Annotated in this window: 21 protein-coding genes; 9 read left to right on the top strand and 12 right to left on the bottom strand. The window is 73.1% G+C overall.

The window, feature by feature from the left end; translation table 11 throughout:
- Positions 1-32 precede the first annotated feature (32 nt).
- Together PUR26_RS27450 and PUR26_RS27445 are read right to left on the bottom strand one after the other, a co-directional pair.
- Positions 33-1,214, bottom strand: a complete 1,182-nt coding sequence (locus tag PUR26_RS27450) for a glutathionylspermidine synthase family protein (protein WP_329876212.1) — start codon at positions 1,212-1,214, stop codon at positions 33-35.
- Between the two features lie 16 nt (positions 1,215-1,230).
- On the bottom strand, positions 1,231-1,518 hold the full coding sequence (locus PUR26_RS27445; RefSeq protein WP_329876210.1) for a hypothetical protein: 288 nt from the start codon (positions 1,516-1,518) through the stop codon (positions 1,231-1,233).
- 117 nt (positions 1,519-1,635) lie between these two features.
- On the opposite strand from PUR26_RS27445, the gene PUR26_RS27440 reads away from it, so the two are divergent.
- Positions 1,636-2,466 (top strand): hypothetical protein, encoded by an 831-nt coding sequence (locus PUR26_RS27440; RefSeq protein ID WP_329876716.1) that lies wholly within the window; start codon positions 1,636-1,638, stop codon positions 2,464-2,466.
- An 80-nt stretch (positions 2,467-2,546) separates the two neighbouring features.
- Here the strand turns inward: PUR26_RS27440 and pdxR are convergent, their stop codons facing one another.
- Positions 2,547-4,067 carry a MocR-like pyridoxine biosynthesis transcription factor PdxR gene (pdxR, locus tag PUR26_RS27435; RefSeq protein WP_329876208.1) on the bottom strand — a complete coding sequence of 507 codons (1,521 nt, stop codon included), beginning with the start codon at positions 4,065-4,067 and terminating at the stop codon, positions 2,547-2,549.
- A 47-nt stretch (positions 4,068-4,114) separates the two neighbouring features.
- Between pdxR and PUR26_RS27430 the strand changes: the two genes are divergently transcribed.
- The 7 genes from PUR26_RS27430 (at position 4,115) to PUR26_RS27400 (ending at position 9,224) form a co-directional block, all read left to right on the top strand.
- Positions 4,115-4,606 carry a carboxymuconolactone decarboxylase family protein gene (locus PUR26_RS27430; protein WP_329876206.1) on the top strand — a complete coding sequence of 164 codons (492 nt, stop codon included), beginning with the start codon at positions 4,115-4,117 and terminating at the stop codon, positions 4,604-4,606.
- An 11-nt stretch (positions 4,607-4,617) separates the two neighbouring features.
- Positions 4,618-5,346: an isocitrate lyase/PEP mutase family protein gene (locus tag PUR26_RS27425; protein WP_329876204.1), complete on the top strand. Its 729-nt coding sequence runs from the start codon at positions 4,618-4,620 to the stop codon at positions 5,344-5,346.
- A gap of 476 nt (positions 5,347-5,822) precedes the next feature.
- Positions 5,823-6,329 (top strand): DinB family protein, encoded by a 507-nt coding sequence (locus tag PUR26_RS27420; RefSeq protein ID WP_329876202.1) that lies wholly within the window; start codon positions 5,823-5,825, stop codon positions 6,327-6,329.
- Positions 6,330-6,501: 172 nt separating this feature from the next.
- The gene (locus tag PUR26_RS27415; protein WP_329876200.1) at positions 6,502-6,699 is read left to right on the top strand and encodes a helix-turn-helix transcriptional regulator; all 198 of its coding nucleotides are present in this window, start codon (positions 6,502-6,504) and stop codon (positions 6,697-6,699) included.
- Positions 6,683-7,093: a hypothetical protein gene (locus tag PUR26_RS27410; RefSeq protein WP_329876197.1), complete on the top strand. Its 411-nt coding sequence runs from the start codon at positions 6,683-6,685 to the stop codon at positions 7,091-7,093. The genes PUR26_RS27415 and PUR26_RS27410 overlap by 17 nt, the downstream gene beginning before the upstream one ends.
- 64 nt (positions 7,094-7,157) lie before the next feature.
- Positions 7,158-7,778 (top strand): TetR/AcrR family transcriptional regulator, encoded by a 621-nt coding sequence (locus PUR26_RS27405; protein WP_329876195.1) that lies wholly within the window; start codon positions 7,158-7,160, stop codon positions 7,776-7,778.
- 135 nt (positions 7,779-7,913) lie between these two features.
- A complete protein-coding gene (locus PUR26_RS27400) occupies positions 7,914-9,224 on the top strand; it encodes an MFS transporter (RefSeq protein WP_329876193.1) in 1,311 nt (436 codons plus the stop codon).
- Here PUR26_RS27400 and PUR26_RS27395 read toward each other — a convergent pair.
- The 7 genes from PUR26_RS27395 to PUR26_RS27365 all read right to left on the bottom strand — a co-directional run bounded on the left by PUR26_RS27395 (position 9,178) and on the right by PUR26_RS27365 (position 17,113).
- Positions 9,178-10,143 (bottom strand): ABC transporter substrate-binding protein, encoded by a 966-nt coding sequence (locus tag PUR26_RS27395; protein ID WP_329876191.1) that lies wholly within the window; start codon positions 10,141-10,143, stop codon positions 9,178-9,180. The two genes, PUR26_RS27400 and PUR26_RS27395, sit on opposite strands and share 47 nt — an antisense overlap.
- A 1-nt stretch (position 10,144) precedes the next feature.
- Positions 10,145-12,088 (bottom strand): ABC transporter permease subunit, encoded by a 1,944-nt coding sequence (locus PUR26_RS27390; RefSeq protein WP_329876189.1) that lies wholly within the window; start codon positions 12,086-12,088, stop codon positions 10,145-10,147.
- On the bottom strand, positions 12,085-13,212 hold the full coding sequence (locus tag PUR26_RS27385) for a quaternary amine ABC transporter ATP-binding protein (RefSeq protein WP_329876187.1): 1,128 nt from the start codon (positions 13,210-13,212) through the stop codon (positions 12,085-12,087). Before PUR26_RS27385 ends, PUR26_RS27390 begins: the two co-directional genes overlap by 4 nt.
- Positions 13,209-14,738, bottom strand: coding sequence for a GMC family oxidoreductase (locus tag PUR26_RS27380; RefSeq protein ID WP_329876185.1), 1,530 nt, complete (start codon positions 14,736-14,738; stop codon positions 13,209-13,211). Before PUR26_RS27380 ends, PUR26_RS27385 begins: the two co-directional genes overlap by 4 nt.
- Positions 14,739-14,758: 20 nt before the next feature.
- Complete coding sequence (locus PUR26_RS27375; RefSeq protein ID WP_329876183.1) at positions 14,759-16,243, bottom strand: aldehyde dehydrogenase family protein; 1,485 nt, start codon at positions 16,241-16,243, stop codon at positions 14,759-14,761.
- Positions 16,244-16,358: 115 nt separating this feature from the next.
- Positions 16,359-16,868 (bottom strand): hypothetical protein, encoded by a 510-nt coding sequence (locus PUR26_RS27370; RefSeq protein ID WP_329876181.1) that lies wholly within the window; start codon positions 16,866-16,868, stop codon positions 16,359-16,361.
- Positions 16,868-17,113: a helix-turn-helix transcriptional regulator gene (locus tag PUR26_RS27365; protein WP_329876179.1), complete on the bottom strand. Its 246-nt coding sequence runs from the start codon at positions 17,111-17,113 to the stop codon at positions 16,868-16,870. The genes PUR26_RS27370 and PUR26_RS27365 overlap by 1 nt, the downstream gene beginning before the upstream one ends.
- 104 nt (positions 17,114-17,217) lie before the next feature.
- Here PUR26_RS27365 and PUR26_RS27360 point away from each other — a divergent pair, with 104 nt between their 5' ends.
- Positions 17,218-18,375, top strand: a complete 1,158-nt coding sequence (locus tag PUR26_RS27360; protein WP_329876177.1) for an acyltransferase family protein — start codon at positions 17,218-17,220, stop codon at positions 18,373-18,375.
- Between the two features lie 29 nt (positions 18,376-18,404).
- Here PUR26_RS27360 and PUR26_RS27355 read toward each other — a convergent pair whose 3' ends face one another.
- Together PUR26_RS27355 and PUR26_RS27350 are read right to left on the bottom strand one after the other, a co-directional pair.
- Positions 18,405-19,394, bottom strand: coding sequence for a malate dehydrogenase (locus tag PUR26_RS27355; RefSeq protein ID WP_329876175.1), 990 nt, complete (start codon positions 19,392-19,394; stop codon positions 18,405-18,407).
- Between the two features lie 373 nt (positions 19,395-19,767).
- A complete protein-coding gene (locus PUR26_RS27350; protein ID WP_329876173.1) occupies positions 19,768-20,853 on the bottom strand; it encodes an XRE family transcriptional regulator in 1,086 nt (361 codons plus the stop codon).
- Positions 20,854-21,021: the final 168 nt, after the last annotated feature.

Here is a 21,021-nt window from a genome sequence, read left to right as displayed (position 1 = left end):
GGTCCTGACCCGGCGGCCCTGATCCGGCGCGCTCAGAGGATGACGTGCGGCAGGAACCGGGCGTACTCGTCCGTGATCAGCCCGGACGACTCCCGGATGCCCAGACCCGCCGCCTCGTCCTCGACGACCCATGCGCCGAGCACCACGCGGTTGCCGTCGAAGTCCGGCAGCGGGGCCAGTTCCTGGTAGCAGCAGGGCTCGTCACGCACCACCGGGGCGTCGCCCGGCTCGTGCACCGTGACCCCGGCGCCCTCCCGCCCCAGCAGCGGCTTGGCGACGTAGCCCCCGGTGGCGGCCAGCTCGCGCGGACCGTCCAGGTAGGCGGGCAGCAGGTTGGGGTGGCCGGGGTACAGCTCCCACAGGATCGCCAGCAGCGCCTTGTTGGACAGCAGCATCTTCCAGGCGGGTTCGATCCAGCAGGTGGTGCCGGTCCCGCCGCCGTTGTCGAGGGTGTCCAGCACATGCGGTCCGAAGCGGTCCGTCACGAGCCACTCCCACGGGTAGAGCTTGAAGCAGCTGCGTATGAAGCGCAGCCGGTCGTCGACGAAGCGGCCGGACAGCCGGTCCCAGCCGATCTGCTCGACCGACAGGGCCTCCGTGGTGAGGCCGGCCTGCTCGGCGGTCTCGCGCAGGTACGCGACCGTCATCAGGTCCTCGCCGAGCTCGTCGCCGTCGGAGTGCGCGAAGTGCAGCGGGCCGGGCGGCAGCAGCCGGGACTGCCTGCGCCAGGCCTCCACCAGCCGTTCGTGGAGGGAGTTCCACTGGTCGGCGCCCGGGAAGCGCTCCTCCATCCAGAACCACTGGGGGCTTGCCGCCTCCACCAGCGAGGTGGGCGTGTCGGCGTTGTACTCCAGCATCTTGGCCGGGCCGGTGCCGTCGTAGCGCAGGTCGAAGCGGCCGTAGAGGGAGGGGAGTTCCGCCCGCCGCCGCCACGACTCGGCGATCAGTCCCGCCAGCCGGGGGTCGGTGACGCCGAGGTCGGCGAAGCGGTCCCGCTCCACGATGTGCGCGGCGGCCGCCAGGCACATGGCGTGCAGTTCCTCGACGACCTCCTCCAGCGCCTCCACCTCCGGCAGCGAGAAGGCGTAGTAGGCGCTCTCGTCCCAGTAGGGGCGCAGCGAGCCGTCCGGATGGCGGGTGAGCGGGTAGACGAGGCCCTGCTCCTCGACGGTCCGCTGCCAGTCGGGGCGGGGAGTGGTGGTGTGACGTCTCATCGGCCGGTGTACGCGCTCAGCCGCCGCCGGAGCCCGAGCAGCCGAAGCCGCCCCGGTCGACCGCCGCCTTGTCGAAGCTGCCGCCCGACACCCGGCCGTCGCTGACGCTGCCGCCGTAGTAGTACGTGCCGCGCGCGGTACCGCTGCCACTGCTGCCGCCGCTGTCGCACTCGTAGCTGGGCAGCTTCTCCCGCGTGACCGGGTCCACGCAGCGCCTGTCCGGATCGGAGCCGCAGGACGTGATCGTCGCCGCGAGCACCCCCATGCCGCCGAGCACCACCGTGCTCGACCTCAGCCTGCGCATGCGCCGTCCTCCCCGTTGTGAGCCCTTCGGACGCCGCAACACTAGAGGGCCGCTCCGCGCCCGGGTAAGCCCGGTCCGCCAAGCCTCCCCAACTACAGTCGCTTCGTGCTCTTTGGGATGGTCTGTGCTCTCGGTGCCGCGGTCTGCTTCGGTACGGCCTCCGTCCTTGAGGCCGTCGGCGCCCGCGCCGCGCCCCGGGGCACCGGATCGGGCGTCGACCCCGTCCTGCTGCTGGGGGCGCTGCGCCAGTGGCGGTACGTCGCCGGGCTGGCCCTCGACGCGGTGGGGTTCGTCCTCCAGATCGTGGCACTGCGCTCCCTGCCCCTCTACACGGTGGGAGCCGCGCTCGCCGCCAGCCTGGCCGTCACGGCGGTCGTCGCCTCGCGGCTCCTGCGGGTGCGGCTGAGCCGTGCCGAGTGGGCCGCGGTGGGCGCGGTGTGCGCGGGGCTGGCCGTGCTGGCTCTGGCGTCGGGTCCGGAGGGCGACCGGCCGGGACCGGCGGCGCTGCCCTGGGCGACGCTCGCCACCGCGCTCGCCGTCCTGGCCGTCGGCGTGCCGGCGGGGCGTCTTCCCCAAGGGCCGCGGGCGCTGGTGCTCGGTCTGGGCTCGGGGTTCGGCTTCGGCGTGGTCGAGGTCGCGGTCCGCCTGATCGACTCCTTCCTCCTTCCGGCGCTGCTCACCGATCCGGCGCTGTACGCGCTGCTGGTCGGCGGGGGCGCGGCGTTCCTGCTGCTCACCTCGGCGCTGCGGAGCGGCTCGGTGACCACGGCGACCGCGGGGCTGCTCCTCGGGGAGACGATCGGACCGGCGGTGGTGGGCGTCGTGTGGCTGGGGGACCGTACGCGCGAGGGCTGGGCGTGGCCGGCGGTCGCGGCCTTCGCCGTGGCGGTGGCGGGGGCGCTGGCGCTGGCCCGCTTCGGCGAGCCGCCCGCGCCGCAGGCGCCCTGAGGGCGGCGGGCGCGCGCCGGGGGCCGCCGCCTCCCGTTCCCGTTCCCGTTCCCGTTGCCGTTGCCGTTGCCGTTGCCGGCCTACGGCAGGACCCGGCACAGCGCGTCCAGCGCGCCCGCCCAGGCGCTGTCCGTGGGCGTCCCGTAGCCGACCACCAGCGCGTCGCGCCCGCGCCGCACGGACGGGTGGCGGAACCGGTCGAGGCCCTGGAGGGCCAGCCCCTGCCAGGCGGCCGCCTGGACGACGGACTGCTCGGTGCCCGGGGGCAGTTCGAGCACGGCGTGCAGTCCGGCGGCGATGCCGCTGACCCGTACGTCCGGCGCCCGTTCGGCGAGGGCCGCCACGAGCTGGTCGCGCCGGCGCCGGTAGCGCAGCCGCATGCCGCGCACGTGCCGGTCGTAGGCGCCGGAGGAGATGAACTCGGCGAGCGTGAGCTGGTCCAGGGCGCTGGACGCCCAGTCGACGGCGCCCTTGGCCGCCAGCACCTCGGGCACCAGATCCTCCGGCAGCACCATCCAGGCCAGCCGCAGACCGGGGGTCAGGGACTTGCTGGACGTCCCGAGGTAGACCACGCGCTCGGGGTCCAGGCCCTGGAGTGCTCCGACCGGCTGGCGGTCGTACCGGAACTCGCCGTCGTAGTCGTCCTCCAGGATCAGCCCGCCGGCGCCGCGCGCCCAGTCGACGGCCGCCGCCCGGCGCCGCGGGGGCAGCGCGCCCCCGATCGGGAACTGGTGGGCGGGGGTGATCAGCACCGCGCCCTCCCGGCCCAGCCGGTCGGTGCGGGTGCCGTGCTCGTCGAGCGGCAGCGCGGGGGTGCGCAGGCCCGCCTCCGTGAGGAGGTTCCAGTGCACGTCGAGCCCGTACGACTCGACGGCCACCTCGTGTACCCGGCGCTCGCGCAGCACCCTCCCCATCAGCATCAGCCCGTGGACGAAGCCGGAGCAGATCACGATGCGGCCGGGGTGGGCGTACACGCCCCGGGCCCGGGCCAGGTACTCGGCCAGTACGGTGCGCAGCTCGATACGCCCGAGCGGGTCGCCGTACCCGAACGCCTCGTTCGGGGCCGCCGACAGGGCCCGCCGGGCCGCCTTGAGCCAGTCGGCGCGGGGGAAGGAGCCGAGGTCGGGCGTGCCGGGGTGCAGGGTGTGCACGGGCCCGGGGCGCACCCGGCCGGGCCGCCGTCCGGCGGGGGCGGGAGCCGGGCCGCCGGCGGGGGCGGCGAGCGGCCTTCCGGCGGAGGCGGGGTCCGCGCCGCCGACGGGCGTCCGCCGCCCGGCGGGTGCGCGCGAGGGCGGCGCGGGTCTGCGCGGGGCCGCCCGGGGAGCCACCCGGGTGCCCGATCCCTGCTGGGCGGTGAGCCATCCCTCCGCGACGAGTTCGGCGTACGCGTCGGCGACCGTGTTGCGGGCGATGCCCAGGTCGCCGGCGAGCGAGCGGGAGGACGGCAGCCGCGTCCCGGGGGCGAGCCGCCCGGTCCTGACGGCCTCCCGCAACGCGTCCATCAGACCGGCCCGCAGCCCCGGACCGCGCACCTCCAGATGCAGGTCGGCGCCGGTGACGACGGGGCCGGCGATCTCGGAAGTGGCCCAGGGATCCGTCATGGAAGTGGACCATACCCCTGCGCCACACTCCCCGTACGGTCGAGGCCATGACGACGAACGGATACGCCCCCGAACACGCCCCCCGCCTGGCCTGGGCCACGCACGCGCCCGAGGTCTACAAGGCCATGGTCAAGCTGGACGCGGCCGCCCGGAAGGGCGTCGACCCGGTCCTGCTGGAACTGGTCAAGATCCGCGCCTCGCAGCTCAACCACTGCGCCTTCTGCCTCGACATGCACACCAAGGACGCGCTGGCGGCCGGTGAGACCGTCGAGCGGATCATCCAGCTCGCCGCCTGGGAGGAGTCGCGGCACTTCTACACCGAGAAGGAGATCGCGGCGCTCGAACTCACCGAGGCCGTCACCGTGCTGACGGACGGTTTCGTGCCGGACGACGTGTTCGAGCGGGCCTCCGGGCACTTCGAGGAGGCGGAGCTGGCTCAGCTGATCGCCTCGATCACGGTCATCAACGCCTGGAACCGCTTCGGCGTCGCGACCCGCATGGTGCCGGGCCACTACACGCCCGGCCAGCTCAAGCACTGAGGGGGACGGCCGTGCCGAACGCCGAGGAGTTCCGCGCTCTGCACCTGGGCCGGGCCGTGGACGACCCGCTGATCCTGCCGGGCCCCTGGGACGCGGCGAGCGCCCGCGTCTTCGAGGAGGCCGGTTTCCCGGCGCTGGCGACGCCCAGTGCCGGGGTGGCCGCCTCGCTCGGGTACGAGGACGGGGCCACGCCCGCCGACGAGATGTTCGCGGCCGTCGCCCGTATCGCCCGTTCCGTGTCCGTCCCGGTCTCGGCGGACGTCGAGGACGGCTACGGCCTGTCGCCGAAGGAGCTGGTCGCCCGGGTCCTGGACACCGGGGCGGTCGGGGTGAACCTGGAGGACTCGGGCGGGCCGGACAAGGCCCTCAAGGACCCCCGGGAGCACGCCGGCCGGCTGGCCGAGGTGCGGGCGGAGGCGGGCGGCCGGCTCTTCGTCAACGCCCGCGTCGACACCTTCCTGCGCGGGGTGGACGACCCGGAGCAGGCGATCGCCCGTGCCCGGCTGTACGTCGAGGCGGGTGCCGACTGCGTCTACCCGATCGCGGTGCCGCCCGGGCACCTTCCGCTGCTGCGGGCGGAGATCGAGGGTCCCCTCAACGTGGCGCCGTTCCCCGGCCATCCGCCGGTCGCGGAGCTGGCCCGCCTGGGCGCGACGCGCATCACCTTCGGGCCGGGGCTGCTGCACCGCACGCTGGAGGCCGTACGGGACATCGCCGGCCGGATCGCCGGGCCGGCGTAGCAGTACACCGCCACCACGCGCCCGGGCCCCGCGCTTCTGTCCGAGAGCCGTCCGCCGCGAACGGCCCGGCCGCAAGCGCCTGCGCCGAGGACCGGGTGCGGGCCGTGCGCCCGGGCTTTCCGCACGGCGGGTGAGACGCGCGGCGCTCCCGGGCCGCGGCCGCGCGCGGCGGGTGGGACGAACAGCCGGTCGGCCCACGGCGGCCCGCCCGGCCCCCGTACCGCCGCCGGCCCATGGAGCGGGAGCGGCGTCGCCCCCCCCCCCCCGCGGCCGGGACAGTGCCACACGCCCGTCGATCCGCCCCTCCCCCGCGGCCGACGCGCGCCGGCCGGGCGGGGGCCGGAGGGACGGCCGTCCCGGTCGGGGACGTCCGCCGGCACCCGGACGCAGGCCGGGAAATCCATGGCACCCCGACGGCGGATCTGATCCATGCTGGCGTCCACACCTCTGTGCACCGCCTGCCCGAAGGGTTCCCCATGGCCACCGAACGCATCGGACCTCCCCTGCGCGGGGACGAGCGCGCCACCCTGCGCGCCTTCCTCGACTTCCACCGCTCCACCCTCGCCATGAAGTGCGACGACCTCTCCGACGAGGACCTGCGCCGCCGGTCCGTGCCGCCGTCGGCGCTCTCCCTGCTGGGCCTGGTACGGCACATGGCGGAGGTCGAACGCCACTGGTTCCGCCGCACGATCGCGGGCGAGGAGCTTCCCCTGCTGTGGTCGGACGAGATGGACTTCCAGGCGGCGTACGACGCGAGCACATCGACCCGCCCAGAGGCGTTCGACGCCTGGCGGGCCGAGGTCGAGCACTCCCGCCGGATCGAGGAGGGCGCCGCTTCCCTCGACGTGACCGGCTACAACGCCCGGTGGGGCGAGGACGTGTCCCTGCGGGCGGTGATGCTGCATCTGATCCACGAGTACGCCCGCCACAACGGCCATGCCGACCTCCTGCGCGAAGGCATCGACGGCACGGTCGGGGCCTGACGCCCGCGGCTCCCCCGGCCGGCCTCCGCCCTCCCGGGCGGGCGGCCGGGCCGGGGCCGTTCACGGCGTCCGCCCGGCGGGGGCGCGGCGGGAGCGGCCCCGTGGCACGGGCGGCCGGGCCGGCATGTAAAGCACCTTTGACACCCCGGCATGTAAAGCGTACTTTCCATATGTGCGAAACGAGGTCAGGCGGCTGCGCGGCACCCTCGGGCTGTCCCAGCAGGCCCTGGGGGCCGCTCTCGGGGTGTCCCGGCAGACGGTGAACGCCATCGAGCAGGGGCGCTACGACCCCTCGCTGCCGCTGGCCATCCGAATCGCCCGGCACTTCGGGCTCACCGTTGAGGAGATCTTCCATGTCGACGACGCGTAGCACCTCGGCCCACCCCGCCGCCCGCTGGCTCGTCCTGGCCACGGCCGTCGTCGCGGGCGCCGCGATGTCGGTGATCATGGCGCTGCAGGGCAACACCTTCCTCGCCGTCGCCCTGCCCGTGATCGTGATCGGCTACGGCCTGGCGGTGACGGTGTTCGCCCGGCGCAGCGACGTCGCGGCGCAGCTCAGCGGCCACGAGGGGGACGAACGCCGCCGGATGATCAACCTCCGCGCCTCCGAGGCGACCTCCAACGTGCTGATCCTGGCGCTGCTGTGCGGCCTCTTCGTCGAACTGAGCCGCTCCCAGCTGGGCGGCCCCTTCACCTGGCTCTGCGCGCTCGGCGGCTTCACCTACATCGCGGCCTCGGCCTTCTACACGCGCACCGGCGCCTGAGACCCCGCACGGCGCACGGACCAGGTATTGCAACGACCGGTCCAAAACCTGTTAACGTACGACCATGGCCCGACCACGGTTGTTCGACGAGGAGCGGGCCCTGGACGCGGCGATGCGCGCCTTCTGGGCCCACGGCTACGACGCCACTTCGACCCAGGACCTGTGCGAAGCCACCGGCCTGGGCCGCAGCAGCATCTACAACACCTTCAGCAGCAAACAGGATCTGTTCCGGCGGTCCCTGACCCGCTACATGGACATGATGACCGGCGCGCAGCTCGCCCTCCTGGCGGACGAGGGGCGACCGGCGGTGGAGCGGATCCGCGCGCTGTTCGCGAAGGTCGTCGAGGACGACCTGGCCCAGCGGGGGAACGGACGCAGCCCGGGGTGCCTCACGGTCAACACCACCGTGGAACTGGCCGGCCGGGACCCGGACATCGCCTCCGCGCTCGACCGGGACCTGGCCCGACGGCTCGACGCCTTCAGGGCCGTCATCGAGTCCGCCCGCCGTGACGGCGACATCACCTCCGGCCAGGACGCCGACTCGCTCGCGCGCTTCCTCAACGCCGTGATCGGCGGCATGCGGGTGTCCGCACAGGGCGGGGCCGACCGGGCCGCCCTGGAGGCCATCGCCGCGACGGCGATGGAGGCGCTGACCGGACGGGCCGCCCCGGCCCCGCCCGGCTGAGTCCACCGCCCACCGCCCACCGCCCACCCGCCCGGCACCGCGCCGCCGCACCCCACCGCCACAGCCCCTCGCCCCGGGGGGCTTTTTCCCGGGCAAGTTTTGTACTGATCTATCCAAAACATGGAGCGCCCTGTCATGCCCCTTGCCGTGTACGTGCTGGCCGTCGGCGTCTTCGCCATGGTGACCAGTGAGTTCGCCGTCGCCGGCCTCATGCCGCAGATGGCCGACGGTCTCGACGTCACCATCCCGCAGATCGGCTACCTGATCACCGTCTACGCCGCCGCCATGGCGGTCGGCGGCCCCCTCCTGACCGCCGCGCTGATGAGGCTGCGGCCCAAGTCCGCGCTGATGTCGGTCTTCGCCCTCTTCCTCGCCGGGAACGTCCTCGCCGCCACCGCGCCCGACTACGGGACGATGGTCGCCGCCCGGCTCGTCACCGGCGTCGCCTCCCAGGCGTTCTTCGGCATCGCCCTCTCGCTCTGCGCCCGGCTCACCCGCCCGGAGGTCCGCGGCCGGGCCATCGCCGTGGCCATGAACGGGCTGATGCTCGGCACCCTGCTGGGCCTTCCGCTGGCGACCCTCGTCGGTGAGCACCTCGGCTGGCGGGCCGCCTTCTGGTCGATCTCCGCGCTGACCGCCCTCGCCGCGCTGTGCACGGTCGTGGGTGTCCCGCGCCAGGAGCGGGAGGAGGGGGCCGGGAGCGTGCGCCAGGAGCTCGGCGCCTTCCGCAACCCCCGGCTGTGGCTGGCGCTCTCCACCAGCACCCTGATCATCGGTGCCACGTTCAGCGCCTTCAGCTACTTCAACCCGATCCTCACCCGGGTCACCGGGTTCGGTGACGGAGCCGTACCGCTGCTGCTCGTCGCGTACGGCGCCGCCACCGTCGTCGGCAACACGGTCGTCGGGCGCCTCGCCGACCGCCACACCGTGCCGGTGCTGGCGTGGGGACTCGCCCTCAACGCCGTCTTCCTGACCGGCTTCGCCCTGCTGGCCGAGGTGCCCGCCGGCGCCGTGGCGTTCATGATGGGCATCGGACTGGTCGGAGTGACCATGAACCCGGCGATGATCACCCGGGTTCAGCGCACCGGGAACGACCGGCCGCTGGTCAACTCCATCCACTCCTCCTTCATCACCCTCGGCATCATCATCGGCTCGTCGGTCGGCGGCGCGGCCATCGGGGGCTTCGGCCTGCTCGCCCCGGTGTGGCTGGGGGTGGTCATGGCCGCGCTCGGCCTGCTGACCCTGGTGCCGGAGATGTTCGCGCCGGCCCGGCGCGGCTCCGGAAGGGCCACGGGAACGGCCCCCGGGGCCCCGGCGGACGCCGGGGTCACCGGAGGCGCGGCGGCCTCGGCGAACCCGGCGCCCCAGGCGGGTCCGGCCGGCCCGGAGGACGACGGCGTTACGCGGCGGGCAGCCACTTCCGCCACGTCGACTCGTTCGAGCTGACCCACTTCTCGGCGGCCGCCTCCGGCGACAGCTTCTGGTCCGCGATCATCAGGGCGACCTCGTTCTGGTCCTCCGTGGTCCACCGGAAGTTCTTCAGGAAGGCGGCCGCCTCCCCGCCCTTCTCCGAGAAGCCGGTGTTGAGGAACTTCCGCAGCGGGGTGTGCGGATAGGCGCAGGCGACCTTCTCCGGATCGGCGTCGCAGCCCTCCTCGTACTCCGGCAGCCTCACCTCCGTCATCGGCACCTTCTCGAACAGCCACTGCGGCTTGTACCAGTAGGTGAGGAACGGCTTCTTCTCCTTGGCGAACTGCCTGATCTGGGTGATCTGTGCCGCCTCGGACCCCGCGAAGACCACCTGGTAGTCCAGGTCCAGGTTCTTCACCAGCGCCTTGTCGTTGGTGACATAGGACGGCGAGCCGTCGAGCAGCTGGCCCTTGCCACCGCTCTCCGCCGTCCTGAGCCGGTCGGCGTACTTGTCGAGGTTCTTCCAGTCGGTGACGTCCGGGTGGGCGTCGGCGAAGTACTTCGGCACGAACCAGCCGATGTGGCCGGTCACGCCGAGCTCTCCGCCGGAGGTGATCGTCTTCTTGTCGTCGACGTACCGCTCCTCCTGCTCCGGGTGGCCCCAGTCCTCCATGATCGCGTCGACCCGGCCCTGGCTGAGCGCGTCCCAGGCGGGCACCTCGTCCACCTGGACGGTGTCCACGCGGTAGCCCAGCTCGTGTTCGAGCAGGTACTTCGCCACCGCGACGTTCGCCTGGGCGCCCACCCACGACTGGACGGAGAGCGTGACGGTCCTGGCCCCCTGGGCGGCGGCGTAGGGGGACGCCTGCTTGGTCATGTCGGCGGCGCCGCAACCGGTGACGGCCGTGAGGGCCACGGCGGCGGCGAGAGCGGTGATCCTCGTACGAGCAGCCATGTCAGGCCCCCTTTCCGGCGCCGGTGCGGCGTTCCGTCGGCTGGGTCACCCGGTCGAGCACCAGGCCGAGGCAGACGATCGCGGCGCCCGCGACCAGTCCGGTCGCCAGGTCGCCCTGGGCGAGGCCGAACACCACGTCGTAGCCGAGCGCGCCGCCCCCGACCAGGCCGCCGATGATGACGACGGCGAGGACGAGCACCACGCCCTGGTTCACGGCCAGCAGCAACGCGGGCCGGGCGAGGGGCAGCTGGACCTGGCGCAGCTGCTGCCAGCCCGTCGCACCGAGCGAGCGGGCGGACTCCATGGCCACCGGGTCGACGCCCCGCAGCCCCTGGGTGGTGATGCGGACGACGGCGGGCAGCGCGTACACCACGGCGGCGGCGACCGCCGGGGCGCGGCCCACGCCGAACAGCGCCACGACCGGGATGAGGTAGACGAACTGCGGCATGGTCTGGCAGACGTCCAGCACCGGGCGCAGGACCCGCTCGAACCTCGGGCCGCGCGCCGCGGCCACCGCGACGGCGAAGCCCAGCACCAGGGTCACGGCGACGGCGGCGAGGACCTGCGAGAGCGTGTCGAGCGAGGCGTCCCACACGCCGAGGACCCCGATCGCGGACATCGCGAGGACGGCCGTCAGCGCCGTGCGCCAGGTGCCCACCAGCAGGGCGAGCGCGCCGACCAGCAGCAGCACGGCCCACCAGGGCAGGGCCTGGAGGCCGCCGCGGAGGGGGTCGAGCACCCAGCCCGTGAAGCGGGCCGCCCAGTCGGCGGTGCCGCCGATGACCGGGACACCGGAGTAGAGGTGCGCCGTCATCCAGTCCACGGCCCGGTTGACGGGCTCGGCGATGCCGACGTGCCAGGCGTCGGGCCAGCCGGGCCGGCCCAGGAACCGCCCGGCGAGGGCGACGGCGACCGTCGCGACGGCGGCCACGGCCCAGCCTGCCCGGCCGGACAGGCCGTCCGGCCCGCGCCGGCCGCAGGCCATCCGGTCCAGCACCACCGCGAGCAGCACGATCGGGATGCCGGCGGCCAGGGCCGCGCCCACGTCCACGGAGGCGAGCGCCTGGTAGACGCGGTCGCCGAGGCCGCCCGCGCCGATGACCGAGGCGATGACCGCCATCGACAGCGCCATCATGATCGACTGGTTGACGCCGAGGAGGAGTTCCTTGCGGGCCAGCGGGAGGCGGGCGGTGAGCAGCCGCTGGCGGCCGGTCGCGCCGAGGGAGGCGGATGCCTCCAGTACGCCCTCGTCCGCGTCGCGCAGACCGAGGGCGGTGAGCCGGGCCATGGGCGGGGCGGCGTAGACGACGGTCGCCAGGACGGCGGCGGGCACGCCGATGCCGAAGACCAGGACCACCGGCAGCAGATACGCGAAGGCGGGCAGCACCTGCATGGTGTCGAGGACCGGTCGAAGCGCCCGGAACGTCCGGTCCGACAGTCCTGCGGCCAGGCCGAGCAGTCCGCCGACGGCGACGGACGCGGCTACGGCGACCACCATGAGGGCGAGCGTCTGCATGGTGGGCACCCACATGCCGAGCAGTCCGCACACGGCGAACGCGGCCACGGCGGAGAGGGCGAGGCGGACGCCCGCGAGGCGCCAGGCGATCAGTCCGGCGGCGGCGGTGACGCCCGCCCATCCGGCGGCGAGCAGCACCAGGTACACCCCGCGCACGGACAGGACGACGGCGTTGCTGATGTGCCCGAAGAAGTAGAGGAAGACCGGGTGGCCGTCCCGGTTGTCGATGATCCAGTCGCTGGCGGAGCCGAGCGGTCCGGACAGGTCGACCGTGAGGGCGGCGGGCCAGTCGCCGCCGCCCGCGAGGAGGAGGCCGAGCGGCACGAGGACGATCGCGGCGGCGAGCGGCAGGAGTCTGCGCAGCGGCCAGGCGGAGGGTTCGGTGGCGGCGGAGGGTTCGGTGACGGGGGAGGTGACGGCTGCGGTCATGCCGCCGCCTTCCCGGGATGGACTCCCGCAACGATCGACAGCAGGCCCTTGTGGTCGACGATCCCCAGGCACCGGCCGTTCTCGACGACCCGGACCGGGCCGCCGCTGCGGGCGACGGCCTCGATGGCGGTGGCGACGGTCGCGTCGGGCGCGACGGCGGGGCCGGACGCGTCGTCGTCGTCACAGGGCGGTCGCATCGCCGTGCGTACCGTCATGACCTGCTCGCGCGGCACGTCGCGGACGAAGTCCCGTACGTAGTCGTCGGCGGGCTGGCCGACGATCTCCTCGGGCGTGCCGAGCTGGACGATCCGGCCGTCGCGCATCAGCGCGATCCGGTCGCCCAGGCGCAGGGCCTCGCCGAGGTCATGGGTGATGAAGATCATCGTGCGGCCCTCGTCGCGGTGGAGCCGGATGACCTCCTCCTGCATGTCGCGCCGGATCAGCGGGTCCAGCGCGCTGAACGGCTCGTCGAAGAGCAGCACCTCGGGGTCGACGGCGAGCGCCCGGGCGAGGCCCACGCGCTGCTGCTGACCGCCGGAGAGCTGGCCGGGCCTGCGGTCCTCCATGCCTTCGAGGCCCACCTTGGCGACGACCTCGGCGGCCTTGGCGCGCCGCTCGGCGCGGCCCATGCCCTGGATCTCCAGGCCGTAGGCGACGTTGTCGAGGACCGTGCGGTGCGGCAGCAGGCCGAAGTGCTGGAAGACCATCGCGGCGCGGTGGCGGCGCAGTTCGCGCAGCCGGCCCTTGTCCATGGACAGGATGTCCTCGCCGTCGATGGCGACGGTGCCGGAGGTCGGCTCGATGAGCCGGGTCAGGCAGCGCACGAGGGTGGACTTGCCGGAGCCGGACAGGCCCATGACGACGAAGACCTCGCCCTTGCGGACGTCGAAGGAGACGTCCCGGACGGCGGCGGTGCAGCCGCTGCGTTCGCGCAGCTCGGCGGGCGGCAGTTCGGCGAGCTCGGATCCGGGCACCCGCTCCGCCCTGGGCCCGAACACCTTCCACAGGCCGGTCACGGAGAAGACGGGTTCGGCGGCCGCGGGCGCCGTGCCGGAACCGGCGGCGGTGGCCGGGGAAGCGGGCGTGGCGGGCGTGGCGTCGTCGGGTGTCTGTGTCGTACTCATCGGGTGTGACCCCCCAGCAGTTCGGCGCACTTCTCGCCGACCATGAGTACGCCGATCATCGGGTTCACGGCGGTCATGGTCGGGAAGACGGACGCATCGGCGATCCGGATGCCGTCGAGGCCCCGGATCCTCAGCTCCGGGTCCACCACGGCCTGTTCGTCGTCGGACGCGCCCATGCGGCAGGTCCCGGCCGGGTGGTAGACGGTGTGGGCGACCTTGCGGGCGTACTCGCCGAGCTCCTCGTCGCCGGTGACCTCGGGGCCCGGCGCGACCTCGCGCTTGAGCCATCCGGCGAGCGGTTCGCAGCGGGCGATCTCCCGGGCGATGCGGATGCCGTCGACGAGGGTGCGGCCGTCGTAGTCGTCCTCGTCGGTGAAGTAGCGGAAGTCGAGCGCGGGCTTGACCTCCGGGTCGGCACTGGTCAGGTAGAGCCGGCCGCGGCTGCGGGGCTTGGGTATGTTCGGCGTCATCGACACGCCGTACGCGGGGCGCTGGTAGCCGAGCCGCTCGGGGTTGTCGGTGAACGGGATCTGGTAGAAGTGGAACATCAGGTCCGGGCCCGGGGACTCGGGGTCCCGGCGCACGAACAGACCGGCGTCGCTGTCCATCGCGGAGTTCTCCGGGATGGGCCCGTTCGTCTCCCAGACGATGACCGACTCGGGGTGGTCGAGGAGGTTCTCGCCGACGCCCGGCAGGTCGTGGACGACGGGGATGCCGAGCGCCTCCAGGTCCTCACGGGGTCCGATGCCGGAGTGCAGCAGCAGCCGGGGGGTGTCCACGGCGCCCGCGCAGACCACCACTTCGCGGCGGGCCTCGATGAGCCGCTCGGTACCGTCCTTGGCGCGGACGTGCACGCCCCGGGCGCGGGTGCCGTCGAGCTCCAGCCGGTAGGCCCAGGTCTCCAGCAGGATGTGGAGGTTGGGACGTCTGTCCATGATCGGGTGGAGGTACGCGACCGAGGCGGACGAGCGCTTGTTGTTCTCCGGGTGGTAGGCGAGGTCGAAGAAGCCGACGCCCTCGTGGAACGGCTTCTTGTTGAACCCCTCGACGCGCGGCACCCCGAGCGCCGTCTGCGCCGCGTCGACGAAGTCGCGCGCGATGGCGTTCCGGTCGGCCTCGTCCACGGGGACGATGTTGTTGAGGAGCTTGTCGAAGTAGGAGTCCATGGCGGCCGCGTGCCAGCCCTCGGCCCCCGCTTCCGCCCACTCGTCCCAGTCGGAGGGCAGCGGCTTGAACGCGATCAGCGTGTTGTGCGACGAACAGCCTCCCAGCACCCTGGCGCGGCTGTGGCGGATGTGCGAGTTTCCGCGTGGCTGCTCGGTGGTGGGGTAGTCGTAGTCCAGGTCGCCGCCGAGGAGCCCCATCCAGCGGCGCAGGGTCAGCACGTCGGGGCGGTCGACGTCGGAGGGGCCGCCCTCGATGACCGCGACGGTGACGTCGGGGTCATCGGTGAGGCGGTGGGCGATGACGGAACCGGCGGTGCCGCCTCCGACGATGACGTAGTCGTACGTGGTGCCGGTGCTCATACTGTTCTCTCTCCCGTCGGTCAGCCCGCGAACCAGCGCACGGGCCGCGGGGCGAGGTTCTGGTAGACGTGCTTGGTCTCGCGGTACTCGGCGAGTCCGGCGGGTCCCAGTTCGCGGCCGATGCCGCTCTTGCCGAAGCCGCCCCACTCCGCCTGCGGGAGGTAGGGGTGGAAGTCGTTGATCCACACGGTGCCGTGGCGCAGCCGGCCGGCGACGCGCCGCGCGCGTCCGGCGTCGGCCGACCAGACGCCACCGGCCAGTCCGTACTCGGTGTCGTTGGCGAGGGCGACGGCCTCGTCCTCGGTGCGGAACGTCTCGACGGTGAGCACCGGGCCGAAGACCTCTTCGCGCACGACCCGCATGGCGCGGTGGCAGCGGTCGAGGACGGTCGGCCGGTAGAAGTAGCCGGGGCCGTCGGGGCGTTCGCCGCCGGCGCGCAGGACCGCGCCCTCGGAGAGGGCGGAGGCGACGTACTCCTCGGTACGGGCGAGCTGCCGCTCGGAGACGAGGGGCCCGCACTCGACGCCGTCGTCGGTGCCGCGGCCGATGCGGATGCGCTCGGCGCGGCGGGCGAGTTCGGCGACGAACCGCTCCCGCAGGGACTCCTCGACGATGAGCCGCGAGCCGGCCGAGCAGACCTGGCCGCTGTGGATGAAGGCGGCGTTGAGCGCCTGGTCGACGGCGGTGTCGAAGCCCTCTTCGGTGGCGCAGGCGTCGGCGAAGACGACGTTGGGGTTCTTGCCGCCCAGTTCCAGGGCGACCTTCTTGACGGTGTCGGCGGCGGTGCGCATGACCTTCGTACCGCTGACGAGACCGCCGGTGAACGACACCAGGTCGACGTCGGGGTGCTCGGACATGCGGGCGCCGACGGTGTCACCGGGGCCGGTGACCAGGTTCGCGACGCCGGCCGGGAGACCGGCCTCCGCCAGGAGGCCGATGAGGGCGACGGTGGTGAGCGGGGTGATCTCGCTCGGCTTGATCACGAAGGTGTTGCCCGCGGCGAGCGCCGGGGCGATCTTCCAGCTCGCCTGCAGCAGCGGGTAGTTCCAGGGCGTGATGAGCGCGCAGACCCCGACGGGTTCGTGCACGACCACGCTGTGGATGTCGGGCGAGCCGGCGTCGACGACGCGGCCGCCGCTCTCGTTCACGACGAGGTCGGCGAAGTAACGGAAGGCGTCGGTGACGCAGTCGACGTCGACGCGCCCTTCCTCCAGGGTCTTTCCGGCGTCGCGGCTCTCCAGCAGGCCGATCGACTCGCGGTCGCGCTGCAGGAGGTCGGCGACGCGCCGCAGCAGCGCGGCCCGTTCGGCGACCGGCGTTCGTGGCCACTCCCCCTGGTCGAACGCCGTGCGTGCGGCGGCGACGGCGGCGTCGGTGTCCTCGGCCCCGCCCTCCGCCACGACCGCGAGGGTCGACGCGTCGGCCGGGTCGAGGATGTCTCGCGTGGCGCCGGACGCGGCGGCACGCCACTCTCCGCCCACGTGGATGGTCTTTTGGTCCGACACGTCGCGTCTTGCCTTCCGTTCCCGACTTGTTCTCCGCCGACCGGTGACCGGCGGACGGGGTCCCTGCCCCGGGGCGCGGAAAGCATGCGCAACTACCCTGCGAAAGTGGGTTTGCTCACTCGGCGCTGTCTTCGAGGCATTCGTCCTGTACGCGAAGACCGGCCACCCACAGCGGCATCAGCCAGTGCAGGACCAGGACGGCGAACAGCGCGGGGAAGAGCATGCCCTCGAACCGCACGTCCGCCAGCCAGACCGCGCAGCCCGTGCCGGCCGCGGCGGCCACGAGGACACCGGTGGTGATCCGGTGGGCGAGGGAGCGCACCCGGTCGCGTTCGACGAGCTGCCGCTCGTCCAGCATCCGGCCGCGCAGTTCGAGCAGGCCGCGCGTGGAGCCGTTGATGATCCCGGTGGTGAGGACCCAGGGCGGCAGCAGGCCGAGCATCACGAGCGCGGGCCAGAGCGCGTCCTCCAGTAGCATCCCCAGCCAGGTCGCCACGGCGGCGAGCGTCAGGAGGACGTGGACACCGATCACCGTCCGCCTGCGCGCGGCCGTGGCGTACAGCACCGCCCCCTCGCGCTTGTTCATGATCGCGTACATCCGCCGGTCGTAACGCGTCGCGCCCATCACTGCTTCCTCCCGTAGATCTCACTGGTGAGCGGCTGGAACGGCTTCAGGGAGAACAGCGCCTCCACCGGGAGCCCGAAGAAGGCGGCCACCTTCAACGCCAGGTCGAGGCTGGGGTTGTACTGCCCACGCTCGATGTAGCCGATGGTCTGGTAGTGGACCCCCACGGCTTCGGCGAGTGCCTGACGCGACACCTTCCGCTCAGCCCTCACGACCGCCAGCCTGTTGTGCACCTGCTCGCTCATGTATAAGAAGTACTACATCTGATCGTACTTTCACAATGATCCGTATGGATGACCGTAGGGATTCGCTGCCCGCCATGGCGGGCCGCCCGGCCTAGGGTGCGAGGATGCGCAGCAGCGACCGCGTCTACCTGGCCCCCGTCGACCATCTGCGAGCGGTCGCCGCCGTGCTGGTGGTCCTGTACCACGGGTGCCAGCTGCTGGGAGCGCGCGTCGAGGGCGGGGCCTTCACGCCCGCCACGGACTGGCTGTACTCCGCCAATCCGGTGGTCACCCTCGTCTTCGAGGGGCACACGGGTGTCGCCCTCTTCATGGTTCTGTCCGGCTTCATCCTCACCGTGGGCGCCCACGGCAGGCCCGTGCGCTACGGGCGCTTCGTGACCAACCGGCTGCTGCGCATCTACCCGCTGTACCTGGTCATCGCCGTGCTCGGCACGGCCACCCAGGTGTCCCTTCCCACCTTCCAGGACCTGCTGCGGATCCTGGCGGTCACGACACCCGGCCAGCCGTACGGAGGCGTCTTCTGGACGCTCTGCGTCGAGCTCCAGCTGTATCTGGTCTTCCCGCTGCTCAACCGGCTGCTGACGGAGCGCGGGCCCGGGGCGCTGCTGCGGCTGCTGGCCGCCGTCGCCCTGCTGCGGGCGCTGGTCTGGCTGAGCAGCCCGGTGCCCGAGCCGCACACGGCCGCCCTGTACCTGGGGCCGGCCGGGCGGATCGACCAATTCCTGCTCGGCATGCTCGCCGCCTGGTGCTACCTGCACCACCGGGACCGGCTCCGGGTGCGCTGGCTCACGCCCTGCGCGCTCGTCCTGGCGCTGGGGACCCTCTGGGCGTTCAACCAGGTCCACGGGTTCGTCTCGGACAGCCCGCTCAAGCTGCTGTGGAGCGCGGTGGAGGGGGCCGTCTGGGCCCTGGTGGTGGCCGCGTACGTGGCGGGCGCCAAGGCCGCCGGCGGACCGCTCCCCCGGGCCCTGGCCCGCCTGGGCGAGGTCAGCTTCTCCGTCTACCTGACCCACTTCATGGTGCTCACGGTGATCCGCGAGTACGGCCCGCCGCCCGCGCCCTGGGGCCTGTCCCCCCTGTGGGGCGCCTTCCTCGTCACGCTGGTCGTGGCGCTCCCGGTGACGATCGCGCTGTCGTTCCTGACGTATCACGCCATCGAGCTGCCGTTCCTGCGCCTGCGCCGCCCCTACCTGGGGCCGGGCCCGGCGCCGGCGCCGGAAACACCGCGCCCCCGGCAGCTGGCGGGCTACCGGGGGCGGTGAGGCGTGGCGGTGAGGCGTGCGGGGACGGCTCAGATCAGGTCGAGAGCGCGGACCGCGTCGCGCTCCTCCGCGAGCTCCTGCACCGAGGCGTCGATGCGGGCGCGGGAGAACTCGTTGATGTCCAGGCCCTGGACGATCTCGTACGCGCCGTCCTTGCAGGTGACGGGGAAGGAGGAGATCAGGCCCTGCGGGACGCCGTAGGAGCCGTCCGACGGGATGCCCATGGAGGTCCAGTCGCCCTCGGCGGTGCCGTTGACCCACGTGTGGACGTGGTCGATGGCGGCGTTGGCGGCGGAGGCGGCCGAGGAGGCGCCACGGGCCTCGATGATCGCGGCGCCGCGCTTGGCGACGGTCGGGATGAAGGTGTCGGCCAGCCACTGCTCGTCGTCGACGACCTCGGCGGCGTTCTTGCCGGCGATCTCCGCGTGGAAGATGTCCGGGTACTGGGTCGCCGAGTGGTTGCCCCAGATGGTGAGGCGCTTGATGTCCTCGACGGAGGCGCCGGTCCTGGCGGCCAGCTGCGACAGCGCGCGGTTGTGGTCCAGGCGGGTCATCGCGGTGAACCGCTCGGCCGGTACGTCCGGGGCCGCGGCCTGGGCGATCAGGGCGTTGGTGTTGGCCGGGTTGCCCACGACGAGGACCTTGATGTCGTCCGCGGCGTGGTCGTTGATGGCCTTGCCCTGCGGCTTGAAGATGCCGCCGTTGGCGGCGAGCAGGTCACCGCGCTCCATGCCCTTGGTACGCGGGCGGGCGCCGACGAGGAGGGCCACGTTGGCACCCTCGAAGCCCTGGTTCGGGTCGTCGAAGATGTCGATGCCCTTGAGCAGCGGGAACGCGCAGTCGTCGAGCTCCATGGCGGTGCCCTCGGCGGCCTTCACGCCCTGCGGGATCTCAAGGAGGCGCAGCTTGACCGGCACGTCCGCGCCGAGCAGGTGGCCGGAGGCGATGCGGAAGAGCAGCGCGTAGCCGATCTGGCCGGCCGCGCCGGTCACGGTGACATTCACGGGAGTGCGGGTCATGGCGATCTCCGTAAGACAGCTGGCGGTGGGGGTCCCTGCCCCTGGTGCTGGACATCTCCTCGTGATGATCGATCTCTCGACATGAAGAGATATCCAGCGGTCAGGCTATCCGACCCGGGCCCCCATCAACCCCCGCCCCCTTGTGTCACGGCTCACTGGCGCCGTACACGCGTCCCGCGAGGGCGTGTCGCGGCGTGTCCGGGCCCGGCCGGGGCGTGTCGCGGCGTGTCCGCGGTACGCCATGGCAAGGGCGTGCCCGGACGGTTGAGGCGGCGTCACGAGACACACGGCCCCGGACGGCTGGGGCCGCGTGACCAGGGCGCACCCGGCCGCGGGCCGGCCCGCGAGCACCCCTGTGGGTGTCCGCCGGGTCCTACTGCGGCTCGGTGCAGCCCTCCGTGCCGGTCTTCAGCGTGGCGCACGCCTTCGGCGCCTTGCCGTCGGCCGCCGCCACCATCGGGGTGTACGCGTCCTGGTCGATCCTGACGGCACCGTTCTGCGTCACGTCGCCCGAGGTGATGGTGACCGTGTCACCGGCCTTGGCCTGCGTGATGCGCGCCCAGGCGGCCCCGCAGGTCTTGCTGTACCGGACCTCGACCTTCGACGCGCCGACCGTCGCCGAGGCGACGGTGGTGGCCAGCGTGCCGCCGCAGCCCATGGTCTCCGGATCCTGGCCGTTGCAGTCGGCGCCGCCGCACTTCACACCGGCGGGCAGTTCCCGCGAGGCACTGGGCGTGGGCGCGGCGGACGGTGCCTGGGCGACCTTCCCGCCGTCCTCGCCGTCGCCCCCCAGGTCGGTGAGGAGAACGGCGCCGGCTATCACCAGCAGCGCGCCCACGACTCCCGCGAGGAGCATCGTCGTCCTGCGCCTGCCGCGCCCCGGACCGGCCGGACCCCGGCGCTGGCCGCTTCCCCGACCGGCCGGACCCCGGGCGGACCGGGGCGCGGGCACCGCCGCGGCGGCCGTGGCCGGGCCGCGGCGGGCGGGCCCGTTGGGGCCCCCGTCGGGCGGGATGACGGAGGGGCGCTCGCCGGGGCGGTCGGCCGGCGCCGACGCCGTACGGGCGGGTCCTTCCGGGCCGGCGGGCAGCCCGGACGCCCCGGGCCCCGCGGTGCCTCCGAACTCTCCGAGCGCGGCGCGCGCCTGGGAGATCCTTATGGCCTCCATGGTCATGTCGTGACGCATCTCGGCGCGGCTCCAGGCACGCTCCGCGAGCTCCCACATGGTGGTGATGTGCACCTGGTTCGTGCCGGTCACCTCGGCCAGTGCGACGATCGCGCCCTTGGGGGCGAGCAGCCGCCCGTTCAGATAGCGCTCCCACGACGTCTTGCTGTAGCCGGTGCGGTCCGCGACCGCCGCGATGCTCAGTCCGCTGCGGTCCACCAGCCGGCGCAGCTGACTCGTGAACTCCTTGACCTGCGGGTCGAGTTCCTCCGGTAGCGCCTTCCAACGAGGCATTGCTTCCCCCTGTCCCCCCGTACGTACCTGATGTGCCCCCCGTGCTGCGTGCCCCCTTGCCGCCCCGGGGTGTCCACCCACAGGGATGCGCGGAGCCAGGATGACAGTTCCTGTCTTGGGGGCGCACGGGCGCATTCGGGACGGGAACGGGCTCCCCCGAGCACCGCC

The organism is Streptomyces sp. SP18CS02 (assembly GCF_036322365.1).
In the GTDB taxonomy this organism is placed as follows: Bacteria; Actinomycetota; Actinomycetes; order Streptomycetales; family Streptomycetaceae; genus Streptomyces.
The sequence above is the reverse complement of the archived record's forward strand: the minus strand, read 5'-3'. Positions and strand labels throughout refer to the sequence as shown.

What these genes read in the sequence shown, in the direction of transcription:
- PUR26_RS27450 (WP_329876212.1), bottom strand. Translation starts at nt 1,214, where the DNA reads ATGAGACGTCACACCACCACTCCCCGCCCCGACTGGCAGCGGACCGTC.
- PUR26_RS27445 (WP_329876210.1), bottom strand. Translation starts at nt 1,518, where the DNA reads ATGCGCAGGCTGAGGTCGAGCACGGTGGTGCTCGGCGGCATGGGGGTG.
- PUR26_RS27440 (WP_329876716.1), top strand. Translation starts at nt 1,636, where the DNA reads ATGGTCTGTGCTCTCGGTGCCGCGGTCTGCTTCGGTACGGCCTCCGTC.
- pdxR (WP_329876208.1), bottom strand. Translation starts at nt 4,067, where the DNA reads ATGACGGATCCCTGGGCCACTTCCGAGATCGCCGGCCCCGTCGTCACC.
- PUR26_RS27430 (WP_329876206.1), top strand. Translation starts at nt 4,115, where the DNA reads ATGACGACGAACGGATACGCCCCCGAACACGCCCCCCGCCTGGCCTGG.
- PUR26_RS27420 (WP_329876202.1), top strand. Translation starts at nt 5,823, where the DNA reads ATGGCCACCGAACGCATCGGACCTCCCCTGCGCGGGGACGAGCGCGCC.
- PUR26_RS27410 (WP_329876197.1), top strand. Translation starts at nt 6,683, where the DNA reads ATGTCGACGACGCGTAGCACCTCGGCCCACCCCGCCGCCCGCTGGCTC.
- PUR26_RS27405 (WP_329876195.1), top strand. Translation starts at nt 7,158, where the DNA reads ATGGCCCGACCACGGTTGTTCGACGAGGAGCGGGCCCTGGACGCGGCG.
- PUR26_RS27400 (WP_329876193.1), top strand. Translation starts at nt 7,914, where the DNA reads ATGCCCCTTGCCGTGTACGTGCTGGCCGTCGGCGTCTTCGCCATGGTG.
- PUR26_RS27395 (WP_329876191.1), bottom strand. Translation starts at nt 10,143, where the DNA reads ATGGCTGCTCGTACGAGGATCACCGCTCTCGCCGCCGCCGTGGCCCTC.
- PUR26_RS27390 (WP_329876189.1), bottom strand. Translation starts at nt 12,088, where the DNA reads ATGACCGCAGCCGTCACCTCCCCCGTCACCGAACCCTCCGCCGCCACC.
- PUR26_RS27385 (WP_329876187.1), bottom strand. Translation starts at nt 13,212, where the DNA reads ATGAGTACGACACAGACACCCGACGACGCCACGCCCGCCACGCCCGCT.
- PUR26_RS27380 (WP_329876185.1), bottom strand. Translation starts at nt 14,738, where the DNA reads ATGAGCACCGGCACCACGTACGACTACGTCATCGTCGGAGGCGGCACC.
- PUR26_RS27370 (WP_329876181.1), bottom strand. Translation starts at nt 16,868, where the DNA reads ATGGGCGCGACGCGTTACGACCGGCGGATGTACGCGATCATGAACAAG.
- PUR26_RS27365 (WP_329876179.1), bottom strand. Translation starts at nt 17,113, where the DNA reads ATGAGCGAGCAGGTGCACAACAGGCTGGCGGTCGTGAGGGCTGAGCGG.
- PUR26_RS27360 (WP_329876177.1), top strand. Translation starts at nt 17,218, where the DNA reads ATGCGCAGCAGCGACCGCGTCTACCTGGCCCCCGTCGACCATCTGCGA.
- PUR26_RS27355 (WP_329876175.1), bottom strand. Translation starts at nt 19,394, where the DNA reads ATGACCCGCACTCCCGTGAATGTCACCGTGACCGGCGCGGCCGGCCAG.
- PUR26_RS27350 (WP_329876173.1), bottom strand. Translation starts at nt 20,853, where the DNA reads ATGCCTCGTTGGAAGGCGCTACCGGAGGAACTCGACCCGCAGGTCAAG.